The 23,094-nt window shown below is 53.6% G+C and carries 25 protein-coding genes and 1 pseudogene; 17 read left to right on the top strand and 9 right to left on the bottom strand.

Annotated elements, in window-relative coordinates; translation table 11 throughout:
• Positions 1-143: 143 nt before the first annotated feature.
• Together ACXPUX_RS07405 and ACXPUX_RS07410 are read left to right on the top strand one after the other, a co-directional pair.
• Entirely contained in the window at positions 144-620 is a 477-nt protein-coding gene (locus ACXPUX_RS07405) for a YhcH/YjgK/YiaL family protein (protein WP_097779590.1), read from the top strand.
• Positions 621-639: 19 nt separating this feature from the next.
• Positions 640-879, top strand: a complete 240-nt coding sequence (locus ACXPUX_RS07410) for a hypothetical protein (RefSeq protein ID WP_458827751.1) — start codon at positions 640-642, stop codon at positions 877-879.
• 64 nt (positions 880-943) lie between these two features.
• Here the strand turns inward: ACXPUX_RS07410 and ACXPUX_RS07415 are convergent, their stop codons facing one another.
• Positions 944-1,405 (bottom strand): LytR/AlgR family response regulator transcription factor, encoded by a 462-nt coding sequence (locus ACXPUX_RS07415; RefSeq protein ID WP_458827752.1) that lies wholly within the window; start codon positions 1,403-1,405, stop codon positions 944-946.
• A 590-nt stretch (positions 1,406-1,995) separates the two neighbouring features.
• Here ACXPUX_RS07415 and ACXPUX_RS07420 point away from each other — a divergent pair.
• The 5 genes from ACXPUX_RS07420 to ACXPUX_RS07440 are packed head-to-tail and all read left to right on the top strand — an operon-like array spanning position 1,996 to position 7,712.
• Positions 1,996-3,462: an aminotransferase class I/II-fold pyridoxal phosphate-dependent enzyme gene (locus tag ACXPUX_RS07420; RefSeq protein ID WP_458827753.1), complete on the top strand. Its 1,467-nt coding sequence runs from the start codon at positions 1,996-1,998 to the stop codon at positions 3,460-3,462.
• 12 nt (positions 3,463-3,474) lie between these two features.
• Entirely contained in the window at positions 3,475-4,332 is an 858-nt protein-coding gene (gene speE / locus ACXPUX_RS07425; protein ID WP_055186663.1) for a polyamine aminopropyltransferase, read from the top strand.
• The gene (gene speB, locus ACXPUX_RS07430; protein ID WP_112090275.1) at positions 4,332-5,207 is read left to right on the top strand and encodes an agmatinase; all 876 of its coding nucleotides are present in this window, start codon (positions 4,332-4,334) and stop codon (positions 5,205-5,207) included. Before speE ends, speB begins: the two co-directional genes overlap by 1 nt.
• Before the next feature lie 34 nt (positions 5,208-5,241).
• A complete protein-coding gene (locus ACXPUX_RS07435; protein WP_015537820.1) occupies positions 5,242-6,501 on the top strand; it encodes a saccharopine dehydrogenase family protein in 1,260 nt (419 codons plus the stop codon).
• Positions 6,501-7,712, top strand: a complete 1,212-nt coding sequence (locus ACXPUX_RS07440; RefSeq protein WP_458827754.1) for a carboxynorspermidine decarboxylase — start codon at positions 6,501-6,503, stop codon at positions 7,710-7,712. Before ACXPUX_RS07435 ends, ACXPUX_RS07440 begins: the two co-directional genes overlap by 1 nt.
• A 59-nt stretch (positions 7,713-7,771) precedes the next feature.
• Here ACXPUX_RS07440 and ACXPUX_RS07445 read toward each other — a convergent pair whose 3' ends face one another.
• The 3 genes from ACXPUX_RS07445 to ACXPUX_RS07455 are packed head-to-tail and all read right to left on the bottom strand — an operon-like array spanning position 7,772 to position 10,141.
• On the bottom strand, positions 7,772-8,893 hold the full coding sequence (locus tag ACXPUX_RS07445; protein ID WP_458827755.1) for a helix-turn-helix transcriptional regulator: 1,122 nt from the start codon (positions 8,891-8,893) through the stop codon (positions 7,772-7,774).
• A complete protein-coding gene (locus tag ACXPUX_RS07450; protein WP_458827756.1) occupies positions 8,809-9,267 on the bottom strand; it encodes a hypothetical protein in 459 nt (152 codons plus the stop codon). Before ACXPUX_RS07450 ends, ACXPUX_RS07445 begins: the two co-directional genes overlap by 85 nt.
• Positions 9,268-9,298: 31 nt before the next feature.
• Positions 9,299-10,141: an extracellular solute-binding protein gene (locus ACXPUX_RS07455; RefSeq protein WP_458827757.1), complete on the bottom strand. Its 843-nt coding sequence runs from the start codon at positions 10,139-10,141 to the stop codon at positions 9,299-9,301.
• 450 nt (positions 10,142-10,591) lie between these two features.
• On the opposite strand from ACXPUX_RS07455, the gene ACXPUX_RS07460 reads away from it, so the two are divergent.
• From ACXPUX_RS07460 to ACXPUX_RS07470, 3 genes are all read left to right on the top strand, one after another.
• Positions 10,592-10,930, top strand: coding sequence for a helix-turn-helix domain-containing protein (locus ACXPUX_RS07460; protein ID WP_055191373.1), 339 nt, complete (start codon positions 10,592-10,594; stop codon positions 10,928-10,930).
• Between the two features lie 125 nt (positions 10,931-11,055).
• Entirely contained in the window at positions 11,056-11,295 is a 240-nt protein-coding gene (locus ACXPUX_RS07465) for a hypothetical protein (RefSeq protein ID WP_458827758.1), read from the top strand.
• Positions 11,296-11,325: 30 nt separating this feature from the next.
• The gene (locus ACXPUX_RS07470; protein ID WP_458827759.1) at positions 11,326-11,574 is read left to right on the top strand and encodes a hypothetical protein; all 249 of its coding nucleotides are present in this window, start codon (positions 11,326-11,328) and stop codon (positions 11,572-11,574) included.
• A gap of 152 nt (positions 11,575-11,726) precedes the next feature.
• Here ACXPUX_RS07470 and ACXPUX_RS07475 read toward each other — a convergent pair whose 3' ends face one another.
• The gene (locus tag ACXPUX_RS07475) at positions 11,727-12,629 is read right to left on the bottom strand and encodes a helix-turn-helix domain-containing protein (RefSeq protein WP_437444000.1); all 903 of its coding nucleotides are present in this window, start codon (positions 12,627-12,629) and stop codon (positions 11,727-11,729) included.
• A 221-nt stretch (positions 12,630-12,850) separates the two neighbouring features.
• Between ACXPUX_RS07475 and ACXPUX_RS07480 the strand changes: the two are divergent.
• The 3 genes and pseudogenes from ACXPUX_RS07480 to ACXPUX_RS07490 all read left to right on the top strand — a co-directional run bounded on the left by ACXPUX_RS07480 (position 12,851) and on the right by ACXPUX_RS07490 (position 15,819).
• Positions 12,851-14,228 (top strand): annotated as a pseudogene (locus tag ACXPUX_RS07480) (MFS transporter).
• A gap of 130 nt (positions 14,229-14,358) precedes the next feature.
• On the top strand, positions 14,359-14,790 hold the full coding sequence (locus ACXPUX_RS07485; protein WP_458827760.1) for a hypothetical protein: 432 nt from the start codon (positions 14,359-14,361) through the stop codon (positions 14,788-14,790).
• Between the two features lie 120 nt (positions 14,791-14,910).
• Positions 14,911-15,819, top strand: a complete 909-nt coding sequence (locus tag ACXPUX_RS07490; protein WP_458827761.1) for a DUF4300 family protein — start codon at positions 14,911-14,913, stop codon at positions 15,817-15,819.
• Between the two features lie 158 nt (positions 15,820-15,977).
• On the opposite strand, the gene ACXPUX_RS07495 is transcribed toward ACXPUX_RS07490, so the two are convergent.
• The 4 genes from ACXPUX_RS07495 to ACXPUX_RS07510 all read right to left on the bottom strand — a co-directional run bounded on the left by ACXPUX_RS07495 (position 15,978) and on the right by ACXPUX_RS07510 (position 18,221).
• A complete protein-coding gene (locus tag ACXPUX_RS07495; protein WP_458827762.1) occupies positions 15,978-16,226 on the bottom strand; it encodes a putative signal transducing protein in 249 nt (82 codons plus the stop codon).
• A gap of 385 nt (positions 16,227-16,611) precedes the next feature.
• The gene (bilS, locus tag ACXPUX_RS07500) at positions 16,612-17,103 is read right to left on the bottom strand and encodes a flavodoxin family protein BilS (protein WP_458827763.1); all 492 of its coding nucleotides are present in this window, start codon (positions 17,101-17,103) and stop codon (positions 16,612-16,614) included.
• Positions 17,104-17,136: 33 nt separating this feature from the next.
• Positions 17,137-17,748, bottom strand: coding sequence for a sugar O-acetyltransferase (locus tag ACXPUX_RS07505; protein ID WP_458827764.1), 612 nt, complete (start codon positions 17,746-17,748; stop codon positions 17,137-17,139).
• Between the two features lie 56 nt (positions 17,749-17,804).
• Positions 17,805-18,221, bottom strand: a complete 417-nt coding sequence (locus ACXPUX_RS07510) for an oxidoreductase (protein WP_458827765.1) — start codon at positions 18,219-18,221, stop codon at positions 17,805-17,807.
• A gap of 404 nt (positions 18,222-18,625) precedes the next feature.
• Between ACXPUX_RS07510 and ACXPUX_RS07515 the strand changes: the two genes are divergently transcribed.
• From ACXPUX_RS07515 to ACXPUX_RS07530, 4 genes are all read left to right on the top strand, one after another.
• Complete coding sequence (locus tag ACXPUX_RS07515) at positions 18,626-19,585, top strand: helix-turn-helix domain-containing protein (RefSeq protein WP_458827766.1); 960 nt, start codon at positions 18,626-18,628, stop codon at positions 19,583-19,585.
• A gap of 282 nt (positions 19,586-19,867) precedes the next feature.
• Positions 19,868-21,202 carry an ABC transporter substrate-binding protein gene (locus ACXPUX_RS07520; protein ID WP_437444013.1) on the top strand — a complete coding sequence of 445 codons (1,335 nt, stop codon included), beginning with the start codon at positions 19,868-19,870 and terminating at the stop codon, positions 21,200-21,202.
• Positions 21,203-21,235: 33 nt separating this feature from the next.
• Complete coding sequence (locus tag ACXPUX_RS07525) at positions 21,236-22,135, top strand: carbohydrate ABC transporter permease (protein ID WP_437444014.1); 900 nt, start codon at positions 21,236-21,238, stop codon at positions 22,133-22,135.
• Positions 22,128-22,991, top strand: a complete 864-nt coding sequence (locus ACXPUX_RS07530) for a carbohydrate ABC transporter permease (RefSeq protein WP_458827767.1) — start codon at positions 22,128-22,130, stop codon at positions 22,989-22,991. The genes ACXPUX_RS07525 and ACXPUX_RS07530 overlap by 8 nt, the downstream gene beginning before the upstream one ends.
• Positions 22,992-23,094 lie beyond the last annotated feature (103 nt).

The raw sequence follows: 23,094 nt of genomic DNA on the forward strand, positions 1-23,094 counted from the left end.
GAATAGTCCGGCGGGTAAAAAAGCCCCTGCGGGGCTTTTTTAGATGCGCGACTCGCGACATCCGCCCGCACACATATTGCATCTGCCCCAGACCTGTGATACCATACAGGTAACAGAAACGACACAAACGGAGGACTTTTTCCATGATCTACGATACCCTGAACAACCTGCCCAACTATCTGGGCGTAAGCGACAATCTGGACACCGTGATCGAGTACATCATGGCACGGGATATCACCACCCTGCCCGCCGGGCGCACCCGCATTGACGGGGACAAGGCAGTGGTCACCGTGAGCACCGTCACGCCCCAGACCTCCGACAAGGCGCTGTTCCAGCGCCACGACAACCACATCACGCTGGAGACCGACTTGGACGGCAGCGAGCTGTTTGAGGTAAGCCTTGCGGAGCTGACCCCCACCAAGCCCACCGATGAAGCCGCCGACACCACCGTAGGCACTGCCGGTACCAGCATTGCCGGAATGCTGTGCGAGGGACGTTTTGCCCTGTATCTGGCCGGGGAGCCGTATAAATCCGGCCTGAAAGCGCAGGGCTGCGGCAAACTGAAAAAAGCCGTGTTCAGCATCGAGCTGGACCCGGACGAGGAAGAAGCGGAAGAATGACCGAAAGGAGACTTTCTGTATGGGATTTTTTGCTGTACTGGCTGCAAGCCTGTTTGCCGTGTTTCTTTTTACTGTGTTCGGCGGCTATTCGCTGTTGCTCTGGTGTCAGCAGTCCCTGTGGATGGTCGTTCCTCCCGCGCTGGTGCTGGCTGTTCTGGTCTGGACATTTTTGAAAATGGACGATAAGATCACCGCCCTGCAAAAGCGGGTGGACGATCTGGAAGCCGCACAGAAAACCGCAGAAAAAACCGATAAATAATACAGCGCCGTCCTTCGCAGAAAAACTTCTCTGCAAAGGACGGCGCTGCTTTTTGCGAATGCTTTCACGTTGGCCTGCCGGTTGTTACAGATTTAACAGAACATTCACCCGGAAGATTTGCTCCTCGATCTCCAAGTGCAGACTGCCGTTGTGTTTGTGTACCACCGTCTCGGCAGAGACCAGCACGATGGCGGGCAGAAGAGAATTGCTGTTCAACCCGAACACGGTGCAAGGGGTGCACCGGAAAGGCATCCCATACATATTCCGGGGAGAAGGTCACGAATACGATCAGCACCTCCGGGTCGGCCTGCCGCAGCCGACGGGCAGTCTCGATGCCGTTGGTGCCCGCCATGCAGATATCCAGAAACACCACGGCGTACAAGCCGGGCTCTGCTGCGGCGCGGAGGAAATTATCCCCGCAGGTAAACCATGTGCACTCGGCTTCGGGCAGCTGCTGTTGCAGCAGCTCCTCCAGCCGCTGGGCGTCCGGGGCTTGATCCTCTACGATGGCGATTGGCAGTGCCATCCCTACACTCTCTTTCTCCATTCATGTTCCTTTATTACAGCATACTGCGGCGGGAAGGGCATCTGTTTTTTTGCACAAAACGCTCCATTTTGCGCGCCGAGCGCCGCCCTGCGCACCCGCGGCGGGTGACTGCCAAAAAAATTTAGTTGACAGACGGGGCGAATCATGTTATTCTTTTGTTGATTTTGAGAGACACCGCCTTGCAGAGTCTTTTCAAAGCAATTTACTCGGGACCGCCCAGACGGGGCTAAGGCCATACGGACAGCCGGGTCCACTGCCGACCGGCGGCGCAAGCTGCCATTATTGATTGAGTTTGAAGCTCAAATTTTATAAGTTGGTTCCTTTACAACCATGAAATTGCGCAGCCTATGCGCAGACTTGTGAAACGGTCAATAAGAGTAGTAAAAGTGTAGTTGCTATATAGACTCTCATCACCCCGTCTTTTTGGATCGAGAATAACGCGCAGCACCGGCACTTACGGCTGGGTGCTTTGTCAGCGCGGAAAAAGCTTTTCCAAGCGCAGGTCTGCATATTTGTGCAGTGCCTGCGCTTTTTTGTTGTGCAAAAAGAGAACAGGGACGGAGGAAAAGATGAACGAGAACAAAGCGCGTTCCCGGCTGGATCAGCGCCGTGCGCCCATTTACGAGGCGCTGGAGCGGTTCCGGCAGATGCGGGTGGTGCCTTTTGACGTGCCCGGCCATAAGCGGGGCCGCGGCAACCCGGAGCTGACCGCTTTTCTGGGTCAGCAGTGCGTGGGCGTGGACGTGAACAGTATGAAGCCGCTGGATAACCTTTGCCACCCGGTGTCGGTCATCCGGGAAGCCGAGGAACTTGCCGCCGATGCCTTTGGCGCGGCACACGCCTTTTTAATGGTGGGCGGCACCACCAGCAGCGTGCAGAGCATGGTGCTTACCGTCTGCAAGCGGGGCGATGAGATCATTCTGCCCCGCAACGTGCACCGCAGCGTGCTGAACGCGCTGGTGCTGTGCGGCGCTGTGCCGGTGTATGTGAACCCGGAGGTGGATAAGCGCCTGGGCATCTCGCTGGGCATGAAGCGGGAGCAGGTGGCCAAGGCCATCAAGGAGCACCCCAAAGCCGTGGCTGTGCTGGTGAATAACCCCACCTACTACGGCATCTGCTCCGACCTGCGTGCCATCGTAAAAATGGCGCACGATGCCGGGATGCTCTGCCTTGCGGATGAAGCCCATGGCACCCACTTCTACTTTGGCGGCGGTCTGCCGGTGTCTGCCATGGCGGCGGGCGCGGATATGGCCTCGGTGTCCATGCACAAGAGCGGCGGCAGTTTGACCCAGTCCAGCCTGCTGCTCATCGGTCCTAACGTGCACCCGGGCTATGTGCGCCAGATCATCAACCTGACCCAGACCACCTCCGGCAGCTACCTGCTGATGTCTAGTCTGGATATTTCCCGCCGCAATCTGGCGCTGCGGGGACGGCAGGTGTTCCATCAGGTGGCAGACATTGCCGAGTATGCCCGCGAGGAGATCAACGCCGTAGGCGGCTACTACGCCTTTGGCAAGGAGCTGTGCAACGGCAACTCTGTCTTTGACTTTGACACCACCAAGCTCAGCGTCCACACGCTGGATATCGGCCTTGCGGGCATCGAGGTCTACGACATCCTGCGGGACGAGTACGACATCCAGATCGAGTTCGGCGATATCGGCAACATCCTTGCCTATCTTTCCATCGGCGACCGCCCGCAGGAGGTGGAGCGTCTGGTCAGTGCTCTGGCCGAGATCAAGCGCCGCTACCGCACTGACGGCTCGGGGCTGCTGAGCCAGGAATACATCGACCCCGTGGTGGCTGCCAGCCCGCAGGAGGCCTTCTACGCCCCCAAAAAGAGCCTGCCCCTGCGGGAGACCGAGGGCATGGTGTGCAGCGAGTTCGTCATGTGCTATCCCCCGGGCATCCCCATCCTTGCACCCGGCGAGCGCATCACCAAGGAGATCCTGAACTACATCGAGTACGCCAAGGCCAAAGGCTGCAGCATGACCGGCCAGGAGGACCCCGAAATTTTGCACCTGAATGTTCTGGCATAAGGAGGGAAAGGGATGGAATTTTGGTTTTCAGAGTTTCACACCCCGGATGTGAAGCACAGCATCCGTGTGAACAAGCAGCTCTACTCCAAGCAGAGCGATTACCAGCGCATCGATATCTTTGAGACCCCGGAGTTCGGCCGGGTGCTCACGCTGGACGGCAACGTGATGCTGACCGAGCGCGACGAATTCATCTACGATGAAATGATCGTCCATGTGCCCATGGCGGTGCACAAGGAGGCCAAGGATATTCTGGTCATCGGTGCCGGAGACGGCGGCGTGGTGCGGGAGCTGACCCGCTACGACCGCGTGGAGCGCATCGACCTTGTGGAGATGGACCCGCAGGTGGTGGAAGCCTGCCGCGCCTATCTGCCCGGCAATGCCTGCCGTATGGATGACCGCCGGGTGCATATCTACTTTGAGAACGCCCTGAAGTATATCCGCCGCTGCGAGGAAGAATACGACCTCATCATCGTGGACTCCTCCGATCCCTTTGGCCCCTCCGAGGGTCTGTTCACCCGCGAGTTCTATGGCAGCTGCTTCAACGCCCTGAAAGAGGACGGCATCATGGTCAACCAGCAGGGCAGCCCCTTCTACGCCGAAGATGCCAGTGCCATGCAGCGCAGCCACAAGCGCATCGCATCCACCTTCCCCATCAGCCGGGTCTATCAGGCACATATCCCCACCTTTGCGGCGGGCTACTGGCTGTTCGGCTTCGCAAGCAAAAAATATCATCCCATTGATGATCTTGATGCGGAGTCGTGGAAGGCGCTGAATATGCGCACCCGCTACTACACCACAAAACTGCATATCGGAGCATTCTATCTGCCGGCTTTTCTGGAGGAGATGCTGCGGGAAGTGGAGGAACACTGATGCACCCCAACGTTGAGAACTTTATCGGCTGCGACAGCAGCTACCGCGCCGCCAGCATCGTGCTGTACGGTGCACCTTACGATTCCACCACCAGCTACCGCCCCGGTGCACGGTTTGGCCCGGCGGCCATCCGGCACGAGAGCTACGGTCTGGAGACTTACAGCCCTTACCAGAACGCCGATTTGACCGATTTTGACGTGTTCGACAGCGGTGATCTGGAGCTGTGCTTCGGCTCCAGCGAGCTGGCGCTGGCTGATATCGAGGCTCGGGCAGAGGAAATTTTGAAGGACGGCAAATTCCCGCTGCTGCTGGGCGGCGAGCATCTGGTCACGCTGGGTGCGGTGCGGGCTGCGGTGAAGAAATACCCCGACCTGCACATCGTCCACTTCGATGCCCACGCCGATCTGCGGGACGACTATCTGGGCGCTAAGCTCAGCCACGCCTGTGTGCTGCGCCGCTGCCACGAGCTGGTAGGGGACGGCCGCATCCATCAGTTCTGCATCCGCAGCGGAGACCGGGCAGAGTTCGAGTTTGCTGCCCAGCACACCGAGATGCACAAGTTTGATTTTACCGGCCTTGCCGAGCTGACCGCACAGCTGTGCGAGAGCAAGGTACCGGTGTACCTGACCATCGATCTGGACTGCCTTGACCCCTCCTGCTTCCCGGGTACCGGTACCCCGGAGGCTGGCGGCGTAAGCTTTTTGCAGCTGCTGGATGCCATCCGCACCGTGACCAAGGCTAATATCATCGGCGCAGACCTGAACGAGCTTGCCCCTACGCTGGACACCACCGGCGTTTCCACCGCCACCGCCTGCAAGGTGCTGCGCGAGACCCTGATCGCGCTGGACAAGGGCTGGCCGGGCTTTCAGGTATAAATAACCCCATTTTACAGATAAAGGAGTAACCGACATGAGCAAAGTTCTGATCATAGGCTGCGGCGGCGTGGCCTCCGTTGCCATCCATAAGTGCTGCCAGGTGCCCGAGGTGTTCACCGAGATCTGCATCGCCAGCCGTACCAAGGCAAAGTGCGATAAGCTGGCTGCCGAGCTGGCTCCCACAACCGCCACCAAGATCACCACCGCACAGGTGGATGCAGACAAGGTGGAAGAGGTCATCGCTCTGATCAAGGCTTACCAGCCCGACCTCGTGATGAACATCGCCCTGCCTTATCAGGATCTGACCATTATGGACGCCTGCCTTGCCTGCGGCGTCAACTACATGGATACCGCCAACTACGAGCCCGAGAACACCGACGACCCGGAATGGCGCGCCATCTATGAGAAGCGCTGCAAGGAGGCCGGCTTCTCTGCCTACTTTGATTACAGCTGGCAGTGGGCCTACGCCAAAAAGTTCGAGGAAGCCGGTCTGACCGCCCTGCTGGGCAGCGGCTTTGACCCGGGTGTGACGCAGGCATACTGCGCCTACGCCAAAAAGCACGAGTTCGATACCATTGACACCATCGATATCCTGGACTGCAACGGCGGCGACCACGGCTATGCCTTTGCCACCAACTTCAACCCCGAAATCAACCTGCGTGAGGTGTCCGCACCCGGCAGCTACTGGGAGAATGGCCACTGGGTGGAGATCCCGGCCATGAGCATCAAGCGGGAGTACAACTTCGATCAGGTGGGCGACAAGGATATGTATCTGCTGCACCACGAGGAGATCGAGTCTCTGGCAAAGAATATCCCGGAGGCAAAGCGCATCCGCTTCTTCATGACCTTTGGCCAGAGTTATCTGGATCACATGCGCTGTCTGGAGGACGTGGGCATGCTGTCCACCACCCCTGTCAACTTCAACGGACAGGAGATCGTGCCCATCCAGTTCCTCAAGGCTCTGCTGCCGGACCCCGCCAGCCTTGGCCCCCGCACCAAGGGCAAGACAAACATCGGCTGCATCTTTACCGGCAAAAAGGACGGCAAGGATAAGACCTACTATATCTACAACGTCTGCGACCATCAGGAGTGCTACAAAGAAGTGGGCAGTCAGGCCATCAGCTACACCACCGGCGTGCCGGCCATGTGTGGCGCACTGATGCTGCTTACCGGCAAGTGGACCACCAAGGGTGTGCATACTGTTGAGGAGTTTGATCCCGATCCGTATCTGGATGCACTGGATAAGTACGGCCTGCCCCGCTCCGAGAGCCATAACCCGGCTCTGGTGGACTGATGCGGGTGCGCGACAACCGCCCGCCCTTTGCGGGGCTGGCAAACCTGTCCGAGGAGCAGCTGTACCGCCTGCCCACCCCCTGCTACCTGCTGGACGAAGCCCAGCTGCGCCGCAACGGTGAGATCCTGCTGGGGGTGCAGCAGCGCACCGGCTGCCGCATTCTGCTGGCGCAGAAGGCTTTTTCCAACTTCAACGTCTACCCGGTGCTGGCACCCTATCTGGCCGGTACCGAGGCCAGCGGCCTGTACGAGAGCCGTTTGGGCAGGGAAGAGCTGCCGGAGAAGGAAAACCATGTGTTCTGCGCCGCCTACCGGGCAGATGAGTTTGCCCAGTTGCTGCAATACGCCGACCATATCGTGTTCAACTCGCCCAGCCAGCTGGCAAAATTCGGCCCGGCGGCAAAAGCCGCGGGCAAAAGCATCGGTCTGCGCATCAACCCGGAGTGCTCCACGCAGGAGGGTCATGAAATTTATGACCCCTGCGCACCCGGCAGCCGTCTGGGCACTACCCGCGCCCAGTGGGACGCCGCCGTGGCAGAGCACCCGGAGCTGCCCGCTCTGCTGGACGGTCTGCACTTCCACACCCTGTGTGAGCAGGATGCGGACGCGCTGGCGGTGACGCTGGCAGCGGTGGAGGAAAAGTTTGCAGACCTGCTGCCTAGGATGCAGTGGCTCAATTTCGGCGGGGGACACCACATCACCCGCCCGGGTTACGCCCTTGCTACGCTGGAAAGCTGTATCCTCTCGGTGCGGCAGAAGTACGGCGTGCAGGTGTATCTGGAGCCCGGCGAGGCTTGGGCGCTGAACGCGGGCTATCTGGTCACCACCGTGCTGGATGCCCTGCGCAACGGGGATACCAGCCTTGCCATTCTGGATATGTCCGCAGCCTGCCACACCCCGGACGTCATCGAGATGCCCTACCGCCCGCCGCTGCTGGACGCCGGTGAGGCAGGGGAAAAGGCGTGCACCGTCCGCTTGGGCGGCCCTACCTGCCTTGCGGGGGATATCATCGGGGATTACAGCTTTGACGCACCCCTTGCTGAGGGTGATAAGCTCATTTTCGGCGATATGGCTATCTACACCACCTGCAAGAACAACACCTTCAACGGGATGCCCCTGCCGCCTATCTGGCTGCTGGGCGCAGACGGTAATTGCCGGGAGCTGGTTCACTTCGGCTATCAGGACTTCAAAATGCGCTTGGGCGCACAGTAAAATAAAAAGCGTTTGTCGCGGCCTGCGGGCAGCGACAAACGCTTTTTTGTTCATTCGGTTCAGTCCGTCATGGGAAGCTCATCCTCTTTGTTCTCCGGCTCTGCCGCTTCATGGGGCGGCTCCGGCAGCGCAGTGCCGGTTCCGTCAGAATGGAGGACGGCGATACATTGCTGTAACTGCTTGAGGGAATTGATGCCAAGCTTTGTGTAGATGTTCCGGTTATGGAAGCGCAGGGTGCTGTCCTTGATCTCCAGCTGCTCCATGATCTTCCGCGAGCGCATCCTGGCGGCATAGCAGTCAAAGATGCGGCGCTCAGTCTTGGTCAGCTTGGGCAGGCCGTCTGTGAAATGCTCAAAATCCAAGGTCTCAGCATCGTTTTTGCAGGCATCTGCCAGCCGGGTAAGGTCGTTCTGCATCTGCTGGCGCTCCTGCTGCAGCTCGTCCATGCGCTGCCGGAAGACCCGGCTTTCCTCTTCGATCTGCCGCAGAGTGGGCGTAAGGATGCGCCGGTGGAAGGTGACGCAGCTGATGGTCACAAAAAAGGCCAGCAGCAGACCGGTCAGGATCATCTGCAAGCTGCCGGCGAATACCCAGTGCTGATAATCGCTTTGGGGGATGCACACCGCCAGCTGACAGGCATTGTTTTCGTTCAGGGCACAGTTTTTACTGATGCCCACATAGGTGCAGTCTGAGCCGGTGAACTGGGTCAGGCCGCTGCCCATAGGGCGCAGCACCAGCGGCCCCCGGGGCACATGGTAGTAGCCATCGGTGGTGCCGCTGCTCAGGGCGGCATCGGCGTCCAGACCGGTGCCCACCGGAGCCACCAGACAGCTCAGGTGGGCAAAGCCGGAAGGCTGCGGGAATTTGGTTTTAAAGTAGCTCTCGCTGATCTCAAAGCCGCACAGACCGTACATGGTGCCGTCCGCACCGCGCAGCGGCAGCAGAAAGAACTGGATGTCCTCTGAGGTGCCGGGCATGGGGAACCGCCCTGTCAGTGCAGAGCACTGGTACAGCGGTGCATCACTGGGGATCATCCAGCGGGTGTAGTCCGGAAACTGGTTGGTCTGGAACTCCATGCGCCACTTGCGGTGGGGCATTACGCCGTAGCGCTTGCCCACCTCTGCGCTGCCGCGGTACAGCAGCAGGGGCACGGTGGGGGTGTCGGCCCCGCTTTTCTGCACATACAGCCCGGCGCGGGACTGCTCGGCTCCGGCAAGGTGGTCAGCGCCTCCGGGGCATCGCTCAGCTGGCGGAAGGAGGTCATGCCCTGCGCGGCAAGCTGCTGCTCCACAAGGTCACTCATGTCCTCAGAAAGGTTGATGCCCATAACGGCAAGCTGGTCAAAATACCGCTCCATATCGTTCTGGAACACGGCATACTGGATCTTAAGGCTGCGCACCGTATCTTTTTTGGTGTTGTGCAGACTGATGAACAAAAACAGAGCTGCGCCAAAGGTGAGCAGCAACAGCAGCGCCAGCAGCAGGCCGGCCCACAGCAGCCGGTGACTGGGCGCGCGCGAAGGCATCTCCGCGCGGTGCCGGGCAAACAGTCTCATTTATGCTCCTCCTTTCCGGCGGGTGCGCAGGTCAGATGTCCGCGCACAGCAGTTGCCATGTCTCCTCGGCCAGCGCATCCAGTGCTTCCCCGTCCGTAAGCCGCTGGGGGTACTGCTTCTGGCGCTGGCGCAGCTGGTCGTAAAGCACCTTGGCGCGGGCATGGTAGCCCACCATGGCGGGCTCAGACAGAGGCGTGTCCTCGGCACGCATCTGGTTGTAGACATCGCACAGCCGCTGGTAGCTCTGCTGGGGGAAGGGGTAGTCCAGCGCACAGAAGGGCTTGCCCTGCGACCACTGTCGGTAGGCGGCAGCCATCTCAAAAAAGCCGTCCCATGTATCCAGCTTCTCCAGCTGCGCCCCGGTATCTGCCGCAAAGCGGGCGTACTGAGAGCCGTTTAAAAAGAGCAGCTGGGTGGATTTGGACACCGGGAACACGATCTGCTTTCCTGCAATCACCCCGTCCTGTACAAAACCGGGCACATAAGCCGCCATCTCCTCGGCAGAGAACCAGTCATTCCAATCCACAAGTTTTTCCACGCCCAGCGCCTCGGCGTCGGCGGGGTGCGCCGAGAACAGATCCGGCAGATCCAGCGCGCCGGGTTTGCCGGACTGCGCCTCCTGCAGCTGGCTGCCGATCACGGCGCTGTTGGTCATGTTGGTCACGTTGAGCAGAACGCCCTTTTCCTTGCCAACCGTATCGTTGAACTCGGTCAGCAGACGGTTCATGGGCGAATCGGTCTGCTCGCCGTAGACGTGCCAGATGCTGACCATGGTGGGACCCTTGGGCGAGAGCAGGGTCTTACTGCCGCCGCAGCCTGTCAGCCACAGGCCGGGTACTGCCGCCGCAAGGGCCAAAAACGTCCGTCGCTTCATGATGCGCTGCCTTTCCTTCCTTAGTGTGCCAAGATCCGTATCTTATTTAAGCATAGTATAAGATGCCCCTGACCACAAGGGTAAATCTCTTTTGGGGCAAAACGATTTGAAATGGTCTCCGCTCTGCTCTGACCATGATCAGAGGAAAGATGATTTATATTTTGCGTTTGTCGCACTCTGCGGAGTGCTCCAAACGCATTTTTCACGAAAGGGGTCGTTAAGGTAAACGGCAGGTAAAACAAAAAAGCACCACAAAAGCCAGCATAGGAGAACAAGCAAGTTCGATAAGAAAAGATTGCCGAGAGCTGACCGCAAGAGGTCGGCACTCGGCAATCTTTTTTCGTCGGTTTAATCTTTAACGGAATGATTCATCTCTTTCGATTGTGTATGTTGGCGCGACCAACAGGTATCCTATGGAGTGTAAAGAACACGATAGGATGAGGTTGCACTATGAAAGAGCTTTTTGGACAGAGACTGCGGGAGCAGCGTATAAAGCATGGGTTGACGCTGGAACAACTTGCGGAAAAATCCGAGCTTTCCTCCAACTATATCGGCATGGTAGAGCGCGGCTTAAAGGAACCCGGCCTTGCCACCATTGTTAAACTTCTGAACGCTCTGAATATTTCCGCAGACACATTGTTGTGTGATCTGGTTCCCAGTGCATCCCATGTGACCGACGATGAGATCCGCAAGCGGCTGGAAGGTTTGACTCCCATCCAGAAAAAAGCAGCCCTCGATTTGCTGGACACCTATATCAGCAATCTCCCTTACCTCACAAACGAGGAATAAACCGTAAACTTTACAAGCGCATCGGCTGAAATTTAGCCGGTGCGCTTTTCTTTTACATTCCTTTCGGCTATAATCGTCCTTATAGGATGTATTATTTCCTAAAGAGTTGATTTTGGGGTGTCAAAATGAGAGAACCACAGTACAGCATTTTAGCTGATATTCAGGATGCAATCGAGCAAGCAAAACAGGGCAAGCTGACGTTGTACTGGCAGCGCACCATCCAGAGGGAATACCGCTGTATGAAAGTCACCCCTGCCGAACAGCAGTCGTATGAGCAGTTGCAGAGCATTCTCTCCGAAGTGCCGCAATGGAGCGGTGAAGAAGATCTCCGCCATAACATGGAAAACATCGGTGGCAGGCTCTGATTCTGCCGTTTCTGGATTGACCACGAATCCATGGTGCAATTGACGGAGGAACGCAACGGCAGATTTCATACTGCCTACGTTCTGGACAGAAACACTTCCCCGGAAATGCGCCGGGAGGCTGCACTGCTGGCGCAGAAAGAGCTTGCGGACTGTATGCAGGAATGGGACATTACGCTTCTGGATGCGCCTGTCCCGGAACAGATGAAGTATGCTTCTCTGGCAGAAGCTGCTTCTCACCTCATGCAAGTCCTCAACGACCCGGAGAACATCACCGGGTAAAAAGCGTCCCATCGGGATGCGTAGCCTGCATTGGAAAATGCAGAACAAAGGGGTTTGGGGCACTTCCCCAACAAGCATTTTGCAACGCAAAAAGTGTTTTTGTATAGACGAAAACATTGCTTGCTGGCACTGCGTACCGTAAAACGCCCGCTTTAATTTTCACAGGTGATTTCTCCGACATCAGATTCTATCGGTGCCGCACTTTGGTTTTCTGCTCTTTTCCTATACTGTACTGGACTGATGCCATACTCTTTTTTGAACACCCGGCTAAAGTAAAGCTGGTTATCGTACCCAACGATCTCAGCGATTTCACCGACACTGTAATCGGTATTTTCCAACAAGCTCTGTGCGTTGACCATCCGCAAGGAGAGAAGGTACTGCGCCGGACTTATCTTCATGTGCTGTTTGAAATTACGAATGAACCAGTTCGTACTGATATGTAGCGATTCGGCATACTGCGCCACGCTGATCTTCGTATTGTAGTTTTCGTTAAAATAAGAAACCGCCATCTCAATTTCTTCGGGGATCGTCACGGTATAGTTTTCGCCGTTCTGCTGCTGGCGGCTGACAAGCAACAGAATGTTGTTGAACAACGAAGCGATGTAATCTTCATACCCGTATTCGCATTGCTGAAGTTCCCGAATAATTTTTCGGAACGACATCTTATACTCCGGTAGGGTTCCACTGTAAAAGACGTGCTGATTCAAAGAGATGCCATGGTACTCCAGAATGTTCTTAACGTCATAGCCAGTAAAATGAATCCAGAACACCTCCGGGTGATCTTCAACATAGTAAACGTACTTTTGAACCTCTTTGGGCTTGTAAAGAACCATGTGGCCGGAGTCAACGATTTCCTCGATTCCATTAAACCAGAAATGCGCCTTGCCCGATGCCACATATAAGATCTGATAGTCTCTGCGGCCCTTCTTCCAGTATGTCGGCAGCATGGGACGCTTTTTCAGACGGTAGGTGCCGCAGCTTCCTACCACCAACGGTTTTGTGTAATCCTTGAAATCAAGACGAGAGTTATTTAAGTAGCCAGAGTTGAAATACATCTCAATACCATCTTCTTTCTTAAAGACTTCGCCGGAATCGGAATGCGTTCTGTTTGATTTCCACAAACTGTGTGATTTTGTGCATACTTTGTTCCATTTTTTCAATATGATTTTGTCAATATAAACTTTATAATACTTTCATACAAAACGCAAGAGAATTTGACATTTTGCCGAAAAAGCGTAAGCCTTGTAAAATCGAAGTAAATGAGGAGAATCGGAAAATGACGGAAAAGCGATATTTGAAATGGTACAACAAAGTTGGCTATGGTTCGGGTGATATTGCAGGCAACGTGGTATACGCATTCCTGTCATCCTTTGTAATGATCTATCTGACCAACACGGTTGGTTTGAACCCCGGCATCGTCGGCACCCTGATCGCAGTCTCCAAGCTGCTGGATGGTGTAACGGATATCTTCTTTGGCTCTTTGATTGACAAAACGCATTCTAAGATGGGCAAAGCCCGTCCTTGGATGCTGTACGGCTATATCGGCTGTGCCATCACGCTGGTGGCTATTTTTGCAATTCCCACGAACCTCGGTCAGTTTGCACAGTACGCATGGTTCCTGATTGCGTACACGCTGCTGAACGCCGTGTTCTACACCGCCAACAACATCGCTTATTCCGCCCTGACCGCTCTTGTGACCAAGAACAGCGCAGAGCAGGTCGAGATGGGTTCTTACCGCTTCATGTTCGCCTTTGCCACCAGCCTGCTCATCCAGTCCATCACGCTGGGTGCTGTTACGGCATTGGGCGGTGGTGCTGCCGGTTGGCGCACTGTGGCAATCATCTACGCTATCATCGGTCTGCTTGTCAACACCCTCTCCGTTTTCTCCGTGAAGGAACTGCCGGAAGGCGAATTGGTGGATACCACCGACAAAAAGGAAATCGAGCAGGACGAAAAGTACAATCTGGTTCAGGCTGCAAAGCTGCTTGCTGGTAACAAATATTATATGATGATTTGCGTCACCTACATTTTGCAGCAGATCTACGGTGCCATGATCAGCATGGGCACCTACTATGCAACCTACATTCTCGGCAACCAGAATCTGTTTGGCGTGTTCTCTTGGGCAGTCAATATTCCTCTGATCATCGCTCTGGTATTCACCCCGACGCTGGTTGCCAAATGGAGTGGAATGTACAAGCTGAACGTCATGAGCTATACTCTGGCAACCGTTGCCCGTGCACTGGTCGCTGTGGCAGGTTATATGGGCAGCGGTAATGTTCCCCTGATGCTGCTCTTTACCGCAATCGCTGCTCTGGGTCAGGGTCACTTGGCAGGGCGACATGAACGCCGTGATCGCAGCCTGCTCCGAGTACACTTGGCTGACGAAGCACAAGCGTGTGGACGGAACGATGTACTCCTGCACTTCTCTCGGTGTGAAGCTGGGCGGCGGTCTGGGTACTGCCATCACCGGCTGGCTGCTGGCAGCAAGCCATTTTGACAGCGCTCTGACCGTTCAGCCGGATTCCTGCATCAATATGCTGAAGATCATGTATCTGGTGATTCCGTTTGCTCTGGATGCCATCATCACCTTCATTCTGTCTCGTCTGAAAGTTGAAGAAGCAAACAAACAGTTTCGTGCAGCAATGAATAATTGAGAACAGTTCCTGCTCTCTCGACCCATAAGACACTAAGACCCACACGACACAATCGTGTGGGTCTTGGTGTTGCCTTAGAAGAAGCCCCGCCGAAGAACATCTGCCCGGCATTATACAAGCGAAAGAATGTATGAAAAAGAAGAAGCACATCTCAGAAGAGCAGCATTATCTATGTGAAATCGGTCTAGAAAAGATGCCATATGGATCTTCCTGGCTCTTCAAATCTTATACAGCGGAAAGCCTCACGCACATCACGATTACGGCCTATTATAATGTGGACGAGGCTTTTCTTCAAACTCCCACTGCAGCATGGGGAAATCTATGGGATTGCCGTGCCGCGCTTCGCAAGTTGGTATCCTCCGTCTATCTGGAAAGCGATTTGAACCTTCCGTTCGGAAAAAACGGAAAATTCTTATTCCAACTTGGGTATACTCCTGTTGTGTCCGACATGAAGAAAATCGTTCAGAAAACTGCCGCATTGTCTTTCCCCAAATGGGCGTTAGCCGTATGGGATATGGATACTGCAACATTATATATGGTCAAATACGACAGAAGTCATTGATTTTCTTTGTTTATCTGTGATACCATTCGTTACGAGACCAACGGCGTTGCTCTCTTCGCTTATGGTTGAGACTCCGGCACTCAAAGAAACTTTCCGAAACACACAACGAGGTGACCATTTTTGAAACGTCGAACTTTTCTTGTCTGCACCGCTGCACTATTTTGCAGTGCGTTTCTGGCAGTGGGCTGCACTCAAAAAACCTCTCAGCCCGTCCTTCAGCAAATCGAATACTCCAATTTAGCAGATTTGGATACACAGGATCTTCTTTCCAAGCTTTTGCAGGATGCCGGCGTATCCGACCTGCGGATACAGACCTTCTTTGATCATGTGCAAAAGTTCAACAATGCTGTGGACCCGGCATGGCTCACCACAGGGTTTAAAAATGCCAAGCCTTCGGATCTGAAATACGATCCTTACTCCATGCAGGACGCATGGACGGAAAAATATGACACCTTCCCCGGCTGGAACTGTCGGATTACCGCTTGTGGGCTGTTCGGTGATTTTATCACTGTCACGGGCAAGGCAGACCTTGACTCAGCCGAGGATACCCTGTTTATGGACTATGAAACACTGGATTCTGACCCGGAATCCCTTTGCGGCGACGAACGGCAAAAGTTTGATGCGCTGTTCGCCCCGGTTAAAACCACCAATACGACCGATATTCCTACCCATTTGAAAACGATTCAGCAGGAATGGAAGAAACGCGGTCTCTCCTTCGTGGAAGATGGTAAGATCCGTCTCGTCTCCGTAGTCCTGCACGACCAATTCTCTGAAACGGACAATTCTCTTATGATCGGTCATGTCGGCGTTATGCTTCCCACATCGGATGTGGTGTATTTTGTCGAAAAGGTTGCTTTTCAGGAGCCGTATCGCTTGTTGAAGTTCAAAAATCGAACCGAGTTGAGCGATTATCTGATGCTGAAATACGACAACTCGTGGGGACAGGATACTGCCCACACCTTTATTATGGAAAATTCAGACCTGATGAACGGCTGGCGCATTCTTGACGAACAGGAAAATGCAAGCTAAAATCTCATTCATTGGGAGCCGTCCAATCTGACAGACCATTCGCCATCTGATACCAAAAGGATGCTGCAACCTCTCACCCAGAGGCGGCAGCGTCCTTTCCAGAGGCGGCAGCGTCCTTTTTATATCGGAATGTTTTTGTTCGCAGGGGAACTCTGGGCTTATGACAGGGTATGTATAATGTGCAGAGCCATATCAGCATTTTCTTTGTCCACAAACACCTCTGTGACATACTGCGGTTTTATGCCGAGGGTTCCAATTCTTACTTGATCAAATGTGTTATGCCGATTGACATCTTTGGATTTACAATAGAATTTAATTCCAGCTGCCGCCAACGCATCCGTGATGCGATTGCATTGGTAAGGGTCAGAAACTGTTGCAACTAACGATTTAAAAAAATGCTCTAACATAACGAGACCTCCTTGTAAGCTGTATGATAGACCAGCCGCTTGTAGGTATTATAAGCGTCTATAAATTGTTCTTCTTCGCTTTTATCTTCAAGGACAGTTAAGTACACAGAAAACAACACAGTTGCCTCCAATTGATTCGTATGAATCGGATATGGTATGCCACAGCCAGAAAATGCTGCGGAGCAGGAACTTTCCGCTTTTCTGATGATAGCACAAATGATGGCACAAAAAAGCAGCGTTCTGATTTTGCAAAAGCGAAAATGAGAACGCTGCCGTCTATCGTGCCGTATTCGATTTTCGATGTGCCGTTATTTTAGAGATGTCTCTTATAGGGATACGGAGTGTGTCAAAGTTCAAACCGATGAACACATCCATAAAACCCATCTTATTTCACAGCCTGTTTCAGCCGCTCCAGATCATCTGCATCCGGGTGAGAAAGAGCCTTGTCGAAATTCTCGATCATTGCGTTCAGATTGGGCAGATGAAGCGGCTGTTTTTTCATGTTCTCATACCGCTGGCGTACCGACATCGGCATCTTTCCCTGACACATGAAGCTGCCGATCACCATGTTGCTGCTGTGCAGATCTTTCTGCACAGCTTTCAGGATCTTGTTAAAATATTCTTCGCTGCCGCCAAAACCAGCGGTACCAAACAAAAACACCTGTTTTCCCCGCAACTGCTTCAAAAAGTCCGAAGTGCTTTCATCTGCTTTTCCCTTGTCCGTCCAGAAGCCCACATAAAGAGTGTCCGCTTCCATGGCGGCAGGGTTCGGGTTGCCAAAATAACAGCACTCTGCCTGCGGCAGGCAGCTGTGCAGTGTGTCTGCCAGTAATTCCGTGTTTCCTGTTTTGCTGCTGAATACGATTGCGTAACTCATAACTTTTCCATTGGAGCTGTTAGCTCTCTTTGGTTACAACGTTTCCCAGTTGATTTTTCGATCCCGATAGAAATACTCTTTGTCGTGTTCGCTGATGGGGCGCAGCACATGGCATGGATTTCCTACCGCCACTACGTTAGCAGGAATGTCCTTTGTCACAACGCTTCCCGCACCGATCACCGTATTATCCCCAATGGTAACACCCGGCACCACGATCACGCCAGCACCCAACCAGCAGTTGCGTCCGATGCGGATGGGCAGATTGTACTGGTATGCTTTCTCACGCAGTTCCGGCAGGATCGGGTGGTTTGCGGTTGCAAGGACACAGTTCGGGCCGATCATGGTATGCTCCCCGATGTAGATATGGGTATCATCCACGCAGGTCAACCCGAAGTTGGCATAGACATAATCGTCCATGTGAACGTGCTTTCCGCCCCAATTGGCATGAAATGGCGGCTCGATCCAGCAGCCTGCGCCGCACTCTGCAAGCATTTCTTTCAAAAGCTGCTCCCGTTTTGCGTGTTCGGAAGGGCGGGTATGATTGTAATCATACAGCCGCTCCATGCAAAGCTCCTGCTCTGCCATGATGGAATCATCCGTGGGGTCATAGACTTGTTGGCTGTGGATCGCATTTTCAATCAGCATCTTGTAGCCCTTTCTTTTTTGCAAATCGTTCTCACTTACAACGGGTGCAACTATGCTTATGCCTTTTGGGTTTCTTTTTCTCGCAAAGCATCATAAGCGCAGCGGGTTCCCTGATGTGCCATCAGCCCGCCCAGACATTTTTTGTTGCAGCGGACGCAGCGGTATATCTGTTTTGCCTGCCCATTTTTCAGCTTGTTCACCCAATCTGGGTCTGCCAGAAGCTGGCGGCTCATGGCGGCGCACTGGATATGTCCATCGAAAAGCTGTTGCTCCACAAAATCCGGGTCGTTCAAGCCGCCCACCCCGCAAATGGGGAGATCGGTATACTGACGCACTTCGTTGCAGAACTTGAGGAAACAACCGGGATGACCAAAGTACGGGTGGTTTGCAGGAGGAATCGTATTTTCCAACGCCGAATGGTTCGCCAAGGTCATATGGAAGCTGGTTACGCCTGCCCGTTCCAGCAATGGCACGAAAACAGGCAGTTCTTCTACAAGGTCACCAAGTTAAAACTGTTCTTATGACCGGCTCCCACCTTTTTGAGGAAGAACGCACAGCAGTATAGCGCACTCATTTGACAAGGTCAAGTGGTATCTCCCGTTATTTACGAAAAATTTACAGTGGTATCCTGTGTATTTTTAGGTATCTCTTTTCGAGGAAGAACTGTTTTCTCTCCGCAGACGCATAAAACACAGCCAGAGGTAGAAATCTGCACGTTTATTATAATAAGCTGACCTTTCTCCGTAAACACTTTTGACAAATTCCAGTGATTTTGTGCATATTTTGTTGTATTGTCTCCATATACTTTCCGGCAGAAGCCTCTATAATAGGTACAGCGTCCTGCGTAACGCCTTATATTGTGTGGAGAAAGAAGTATATGAAACCTAACAAGGAAGCAAATAAGCCAAGGATCACCTACCGCTACTATGAGCTGCCGGAAGGCGAACTGGTGCAGGCCATTACAGGAGAGGACTGGGTCTGCACCTATGGCACCTATGCCGAGGATGTCCATTTCCACAATGTTATGGAGATCGGTATCTGCCGCTGGGGACAGGGTCTCATGGTTCTGGAAGATCGGCGCATCGACTATACCGATGGTGCAGTTACAGTGGTTCCCGCAAACTGTCTGCACACAACTTTGAGCCGTGATAAAAGCCTGAACTCATGGGAATATCTCTTCTTTGATCCTGCCGGAATCCTGAACAGTGCCTTTCCAAACGACCCTCTGTTTGTAGAATCTGTTCTGCATCGGCTCTCCAGTGAGGCTCTATGCCTTCCGCAAGAGGATGCAGTAGAACTGGAACGGCTTATTACCATGGTGCTGAACGAATGCCAGACGAAGCATGAGTACCATAAAGCCGTGGAACAGAATCTTATGACATCGCTGCTGCTCCTGATCACCCGCAGCTATACGGAGAAGAAAACCCATATCCGCCCCATGACCGTTGGACTGCAGCAGATCATGCCCGCTATTGAATACATCGGGATGCACTATATGAATCCAATCTCCGGGGAAGATCTTGCGTCCATCTGTTCCTTGAGCGAGGCGCAGCTGCGCCGTAAGTTCAAAGAATATCTCAATATGTCGCCAGTTGAATATCTGACGATGGTACGAATCCAGAAAGCCTATGAACTGCTCAATTCCACCAATTATCCCATGACGGAGGTTGCTCTGCGGGTCGGATATCAGGATGTTTCCTCCTTCAACCGCAATTTTCAGAAGATCATGGGTGTTTCTCCATACCAGTATAAGAAAAACAACAACGACTACCGTGGTCGAGTATTGGACAAGAAGATCTCTGCCAAGAAAGGATGGAAGCATCCATCCGATCCATAAGAGAAAGACTTTTTGGCATTGTGTCGAAGAAAACTTTTCTTCTTTGGTCAAGCTGACGAAGTCATCGTTTTACGCGCAGAAACACGGCCGGATTCTGATTGAATCTGCGTGTTTTTTGATTGGATGCACCCGCATTTCAACCGCAGAACCTGTTACAATGACTACAACAAACGAGGGTTTGAAGAAAAGAATTGTTCAACTTGTGAATGCGTTCGATTCTTTCTTCAAATTTCTCGGATTCGTCAACTTTTTTAAGGTTTCATGAATGAAGGAGAAGGCATTATGAAAAAGATCTCGCGTCGCGCATTTCTGTCCGTTATGGCTGCTGCAGGTGCAGCTGCAGCCCTGACCGCTTGCGGTGGCAGCTCTGGTTCTTCCACCGCTGCTTCCGGCAGTGCAAGTGTTGGCGGTTCTCAGCCCGGTGGCCACAAGCTGACTGCCTACGCATGGGATAAGAATTTCAATATCCCGGCTCTGAACGCTGCTGCCGCAGACTACAAGGAGAATGTTGACCCGGAGTTTGAACTGGAAGTGATCGAGCAGTCCGGCGGCGGTGACATTGAGAATGCCATCACGCTGGCAGGTTCCGCACACGATTATTCCAATCTGCCCGACATCGTGCAGTTCCAGGATCACTACATCCAGCGTTATGTTGCCGACTACCCGGATGCCTTTGTTCCCGTGGAGGGCGCAGACATTGACTGGGACGGCTTCAGCAAGGAAAAGCTGTCTTACTCCATCGTGGACGGCGTCCATTACGGTGTTCCCGTGGACAACAGCACCGTTATCTTTGCATACCGTACCGACCTGCTGGCTGAAGTCGGCAAGACCGTGGACGATATGACCGGAATTAAGTGGTCCGATCTGACCGATATTGGTGAGCAGGTCTACGCAAAGACAGGCAAATACCTGTTCTCCACCAGCGCAGACGGCGGCGATCTGGTCTACATGATGATGCAGTCTGAGGGCGTTGCTGAGTTCAAGGACGGAGAGCCTTGGATCACCGAGAACGAAACGCTGCATCGTGTCTGCGAGACCATCGTGGATATGGGCAAGCGCAAGGCCTGCTATCTGGCAAACAGCTGGAGCGACTACATCGACCAGAGCATTCAGGGTGACATGGTCGCCGGTGTGCTGAACGGCAACTGGATCATCCCCACCATGGAAGCTGTCACCGAGAACTCCGGCAAGTGGGAGATCACTACTATTCCTACGCTGGACGGCGGTGAGGGCTATGCCTCCAATGGCGGCTGCGGCCTGTACATCACTGCCAACTGCGGCAATGTTGATCTGGCAAAGTCCTTCCTCGCATACACCTTCGGCGGCAGCACCCAGACCTATGATAACGCCCTTCGTGACGGCGGCGTTGTCACCACGGTTCTGAAGTGTGCAGACTCCGATGTTTACAACGAGGGCGTTGAGTTCTTCAATAATGAGCCGATTTACAAGCAGATCGTTGAGATGGGTTCTCATGTTCCTGTGATCGAGCAGAGCGATTACCACTTCCGCGCTGGCGTTTACCTGATCACTGCTATCATCAACACCGTCAACGGCTCCAATCTGGATGATGAACTGGCAAATGCTGAACAGCAGCTCCGCTTCGAGATGGGTCTTTAAGACCTTCTGATTCATCCGAAGGAGGGTTTGACATTGAAGAACGAAAAAAGTGGTTCTCTGATGGCAAAACAGCGTCGTGCGGGCTGGTATTACCTGATGCCCGGCACGGTCCTTATTACCATCATGAGTTTTATCCCCATCATCAACGGCTTTCTGACCTCTCTGAAAACGGGTTCTAGTGCAAACATGAAGTGGGCCAGCCCGCTGACCTACAACTATACCCGAATGTTCAAGGATGCACTGTTCCTGCGCTCGATGGGAAACACCTTCCTGTATCTGGTCGTGGAAGTTCCGATCATGCTGATTCTGGCAATCCTGCTGGCACAGCTGCTGAACAATCACGATTTGAAGTTCAAGGGATTCTTCCGCACCTGCGTGTTTCTGCCCTGTGCAACTTCTCTGGTTTCGTACTCCCTGATCTTCAAATCCCTGTTTGCAACGGACGGTCTGGTAAACACGGTTTTGTGCAAGCTGGGCATCCTGCAAACGCACTACAACTTCCTCGGCAATCCCACCAGCGCAAAGATCATCATTATTCTGGCTCTGATCTGGCGTTGGACGGGTTACAACATGGTGTTCTTCTTGGCCGGTTTGCAGAACATCGACTACTCGGTGTACGAAGCAGCCAAAATTGACGGTGCCAACGGCTGGCAGACGTTCTGGAAGATCACTGTTCCGCTGCTGATGCCCACCATCGTGATGACCGCCATCATGTCCATCAACGGTACCTTGCAGCTGTTCGATGAGTCGGTCAACCTGACTGCCGGCGGTCCGGCGAATGCAACGATCACCATGTCGCACTACATCTACAACAACTCCATGGGTCAGGGCGTTGCAAACTTCGGCTATGCTTCGGCATTGTCCTTCGTCATCTTCATGATGGTTGCCATCCTGTCCTTTATCAGCATGAAAGCAGGTGACAAGCGTGACTAATACAGCAGAAACCCACGCACTTGTGCAGCGTGAAAAAGGCAAGAAACACATGATCCAGCGCAGACTGGTTCCTGCTTACATCTTCCTGATCATCATCTCGTTCATTTCGGTTTTCCCGCTGTTGTGGATGATCTCTGCAGCGACCAATACCTCACTGGATGTTGCCCGCGGCAAGATCATGTTCGGCACCTATGCGATGCAGAACTTCAAAAATCTGATCGCATCGCAGAATCTGGCAGGTGCCATGGGCAACTCCTTCCTGTATGCGATCGTGCAGACTGTGATCTCCATGTTCGTTTGCTCTCTTGCAGGATTTGGTTTTGAGTTGTATCATGATAAGAACAAGGACCGCTTGTTCAGCATCCTGCTGCTCGCCATGATGGTGCCGCAGGTTGCCACGATGGTTCCTTTGTTCAAGATGATGTCCAGAGCCGGTTTGCTGAATAGTGTCTGGGCGTTCATCCTGCCCAGCATTTCCACTCCGTTCCTGATCATGATGTTCCGACAGAACTCCCGCAACTTCCCCAACGACCTGATGCAGGCAGCGCGCATTGATGGCCTGAGTGAAACGGGCATCTTCTTCCGGATGTATGTTCCCATCATGAAATCCACCTATGCGGCGGCTGCGGTCATCACGTTCATGAACGCATGGAACGCTTATCTGTGGCCGAAGGTCGTTATGACCGATAACCGTGCACAGACCATGCCGATGCTGATCGCCAACATTGCGGCCGGCTACTCCATCGACTACGGTATGTTGATGATGGGCGTTCTGTTCTGCTCCATCCCTACCATGATCGTGTTCTTCGTTCTGCAGAAGCAGTTCGCAGAGGGCATTACCGGTGCGGTGAAGTAATTCTCTATCTTTTCGCTACCCACTTTTTCTCCTTCATCTGCTGTTCCCCCAGAGGAATTCCCATCTCCTCTGGGGGACGATGAAGGAATTTTTTTCAATCACA

It is taken from the genome of Faecalibacterium sp. PGM34 (assembly GCF_054456555.1).

Bases quoted from the DNA above. Each gene is read 5' to 3' on its own strand.
- ACXPUX_RS07415 (WP_458827752.1), bottom strand. From the start codon at position 1,405: ATGGCACTGCCAATCGCCATCGTAGAGGATCAAGCCCCGGACGCCCAG.
- ACXPUX_RS07405 (WP_097779590.1), top strand. From the start codon at position 144: ATGATCTACGATACCCTGAACAACCTGCCCAACTATCTGGGCGTAAGC.
- ACXPUX_RS07470 (WP_458827759.1), top strand. From the start codon at position 11,326: ATGGTGCAATTGACGGAGGAACGCAACGGCAGATTTCATACTGCCTAC.
- ACXPUX_RS07505 (WP_458827764.1), bottom strand. From the start codon at position 17,748: ATGCTGATTGAAAATGCGATCCACAGCCAACAAGTCTATGACCCCACG.
- ACXPUX_RS07455 (WP_458827757.1), bottom strand. From the start codon at position 10,141: ATGAAGCGACGGACGTTTTTGGCCCTTGCGGCGGCAGTACCCGGCCTG.
- ACXPUX_RS07440 (WP_458827754.1), top strand. From the start codon at position 6,501: ATGCGGGTGCGCGACAACCGCCCGCCCTTTGCGGGGCTGGCAAACCTG.
- ACXPUX_RS07485 (WP_458827760.1), top strand. From the start codon at position 14,359: ATGAAAAAGAAGAAGCACATCTCAGAAGAGCAGCATTATCTATGTGAA.
- bilS (WP_458827763.1), bottom strand. From the start codon at position 17,103: ATGAGTTACGCAATCGTATTCAGCAGCAAAACAGGAAACACGGAATTA.
- ACXPUX_RS07475 (WP_437444000.1), bottom strand. From the start codon at position 12,629: ATGTATTTCAACTCTGGCTACTTAAATAACTCTCGTCTTGATTTCAAG.
- ACXPUX_RS07410 (WP_458827751.1), top strand. From the start codon at position 640: ATGGGATTTTTTGCTGTACTGGCTGCAAGCCTGTTTGCCGTGTTTCTT.
- ACXPUX_RS07495 (WP_458827762.1), bottom strand. From the start codon at position 16,226: ATGTTAGAGCATTTTTTTAAATCGTTAGTTGCAACAGTTTCTGACCCT.
- ACXPUX_RS07435 (WP_015537820.1), top strand. From the start codon at position 5,242: ATGAGCAAAGTTCTGATCATAGGCTGCGGCGGCGTGGCCTCCGTTGCC.
- ACXPUX_RS07515 (WP_458827766.1), top strand. From the start codon at position 18,626: ATGAAACCTAACAAGGAAGCAAATAAGCCAAGGATCACCTACCGCTAC.
- ACXPUX_RS07450 (WP_458827756.1), bottom strand. From the start codon at position 9,267: ATGAGACTGTTTGCCCGGCACCGCGCGGAGATGCCTTCGCGCGCGCCC.
- speE (WP_055186663.1), top strand. From the start codon at position 3,475: ATGGAATTTTGGTTTTCAGAGTTTCACACCCCGGATGTGAAGCACAGC.
- speB (WP_112090275.1), top strand. From the start codon at position 4,332: ATGCACCCCAACGTTGAGAACTTTATCGGCTGCGACAGCAGCTACCGC.
- ACXPUX_RS07465 (WP_458827758.1), top strand. From the start codon at position 11,056: ATGAGAGAACCACAGTACAGCATTTTAGCTGATATTCAGGATGCAATC.
- ACXPUX_RS07520 (WP_437444013.1), top strand. From the start codon at position 19,868: ATGAAAAAGATCTCGCGTCGCGCATTTCTGTCCGTTATGGCTGCTGCA.
- ACXPUX_RS07420 (WP_458827753.1), top strand. From the start codon at position 1,996: ATGAACGAGAACAAAGCGCGTTCCCGGCTGGATCAGCGCCGTGCGCCC.
- ACXPUX_RS07460 (WP_055191373.1), top strand. From the start codon at position 10,592: ATGAAAGAGCTTTTTGGACAGAGACTGCGGGAGCAGCGTATAAAGCAT.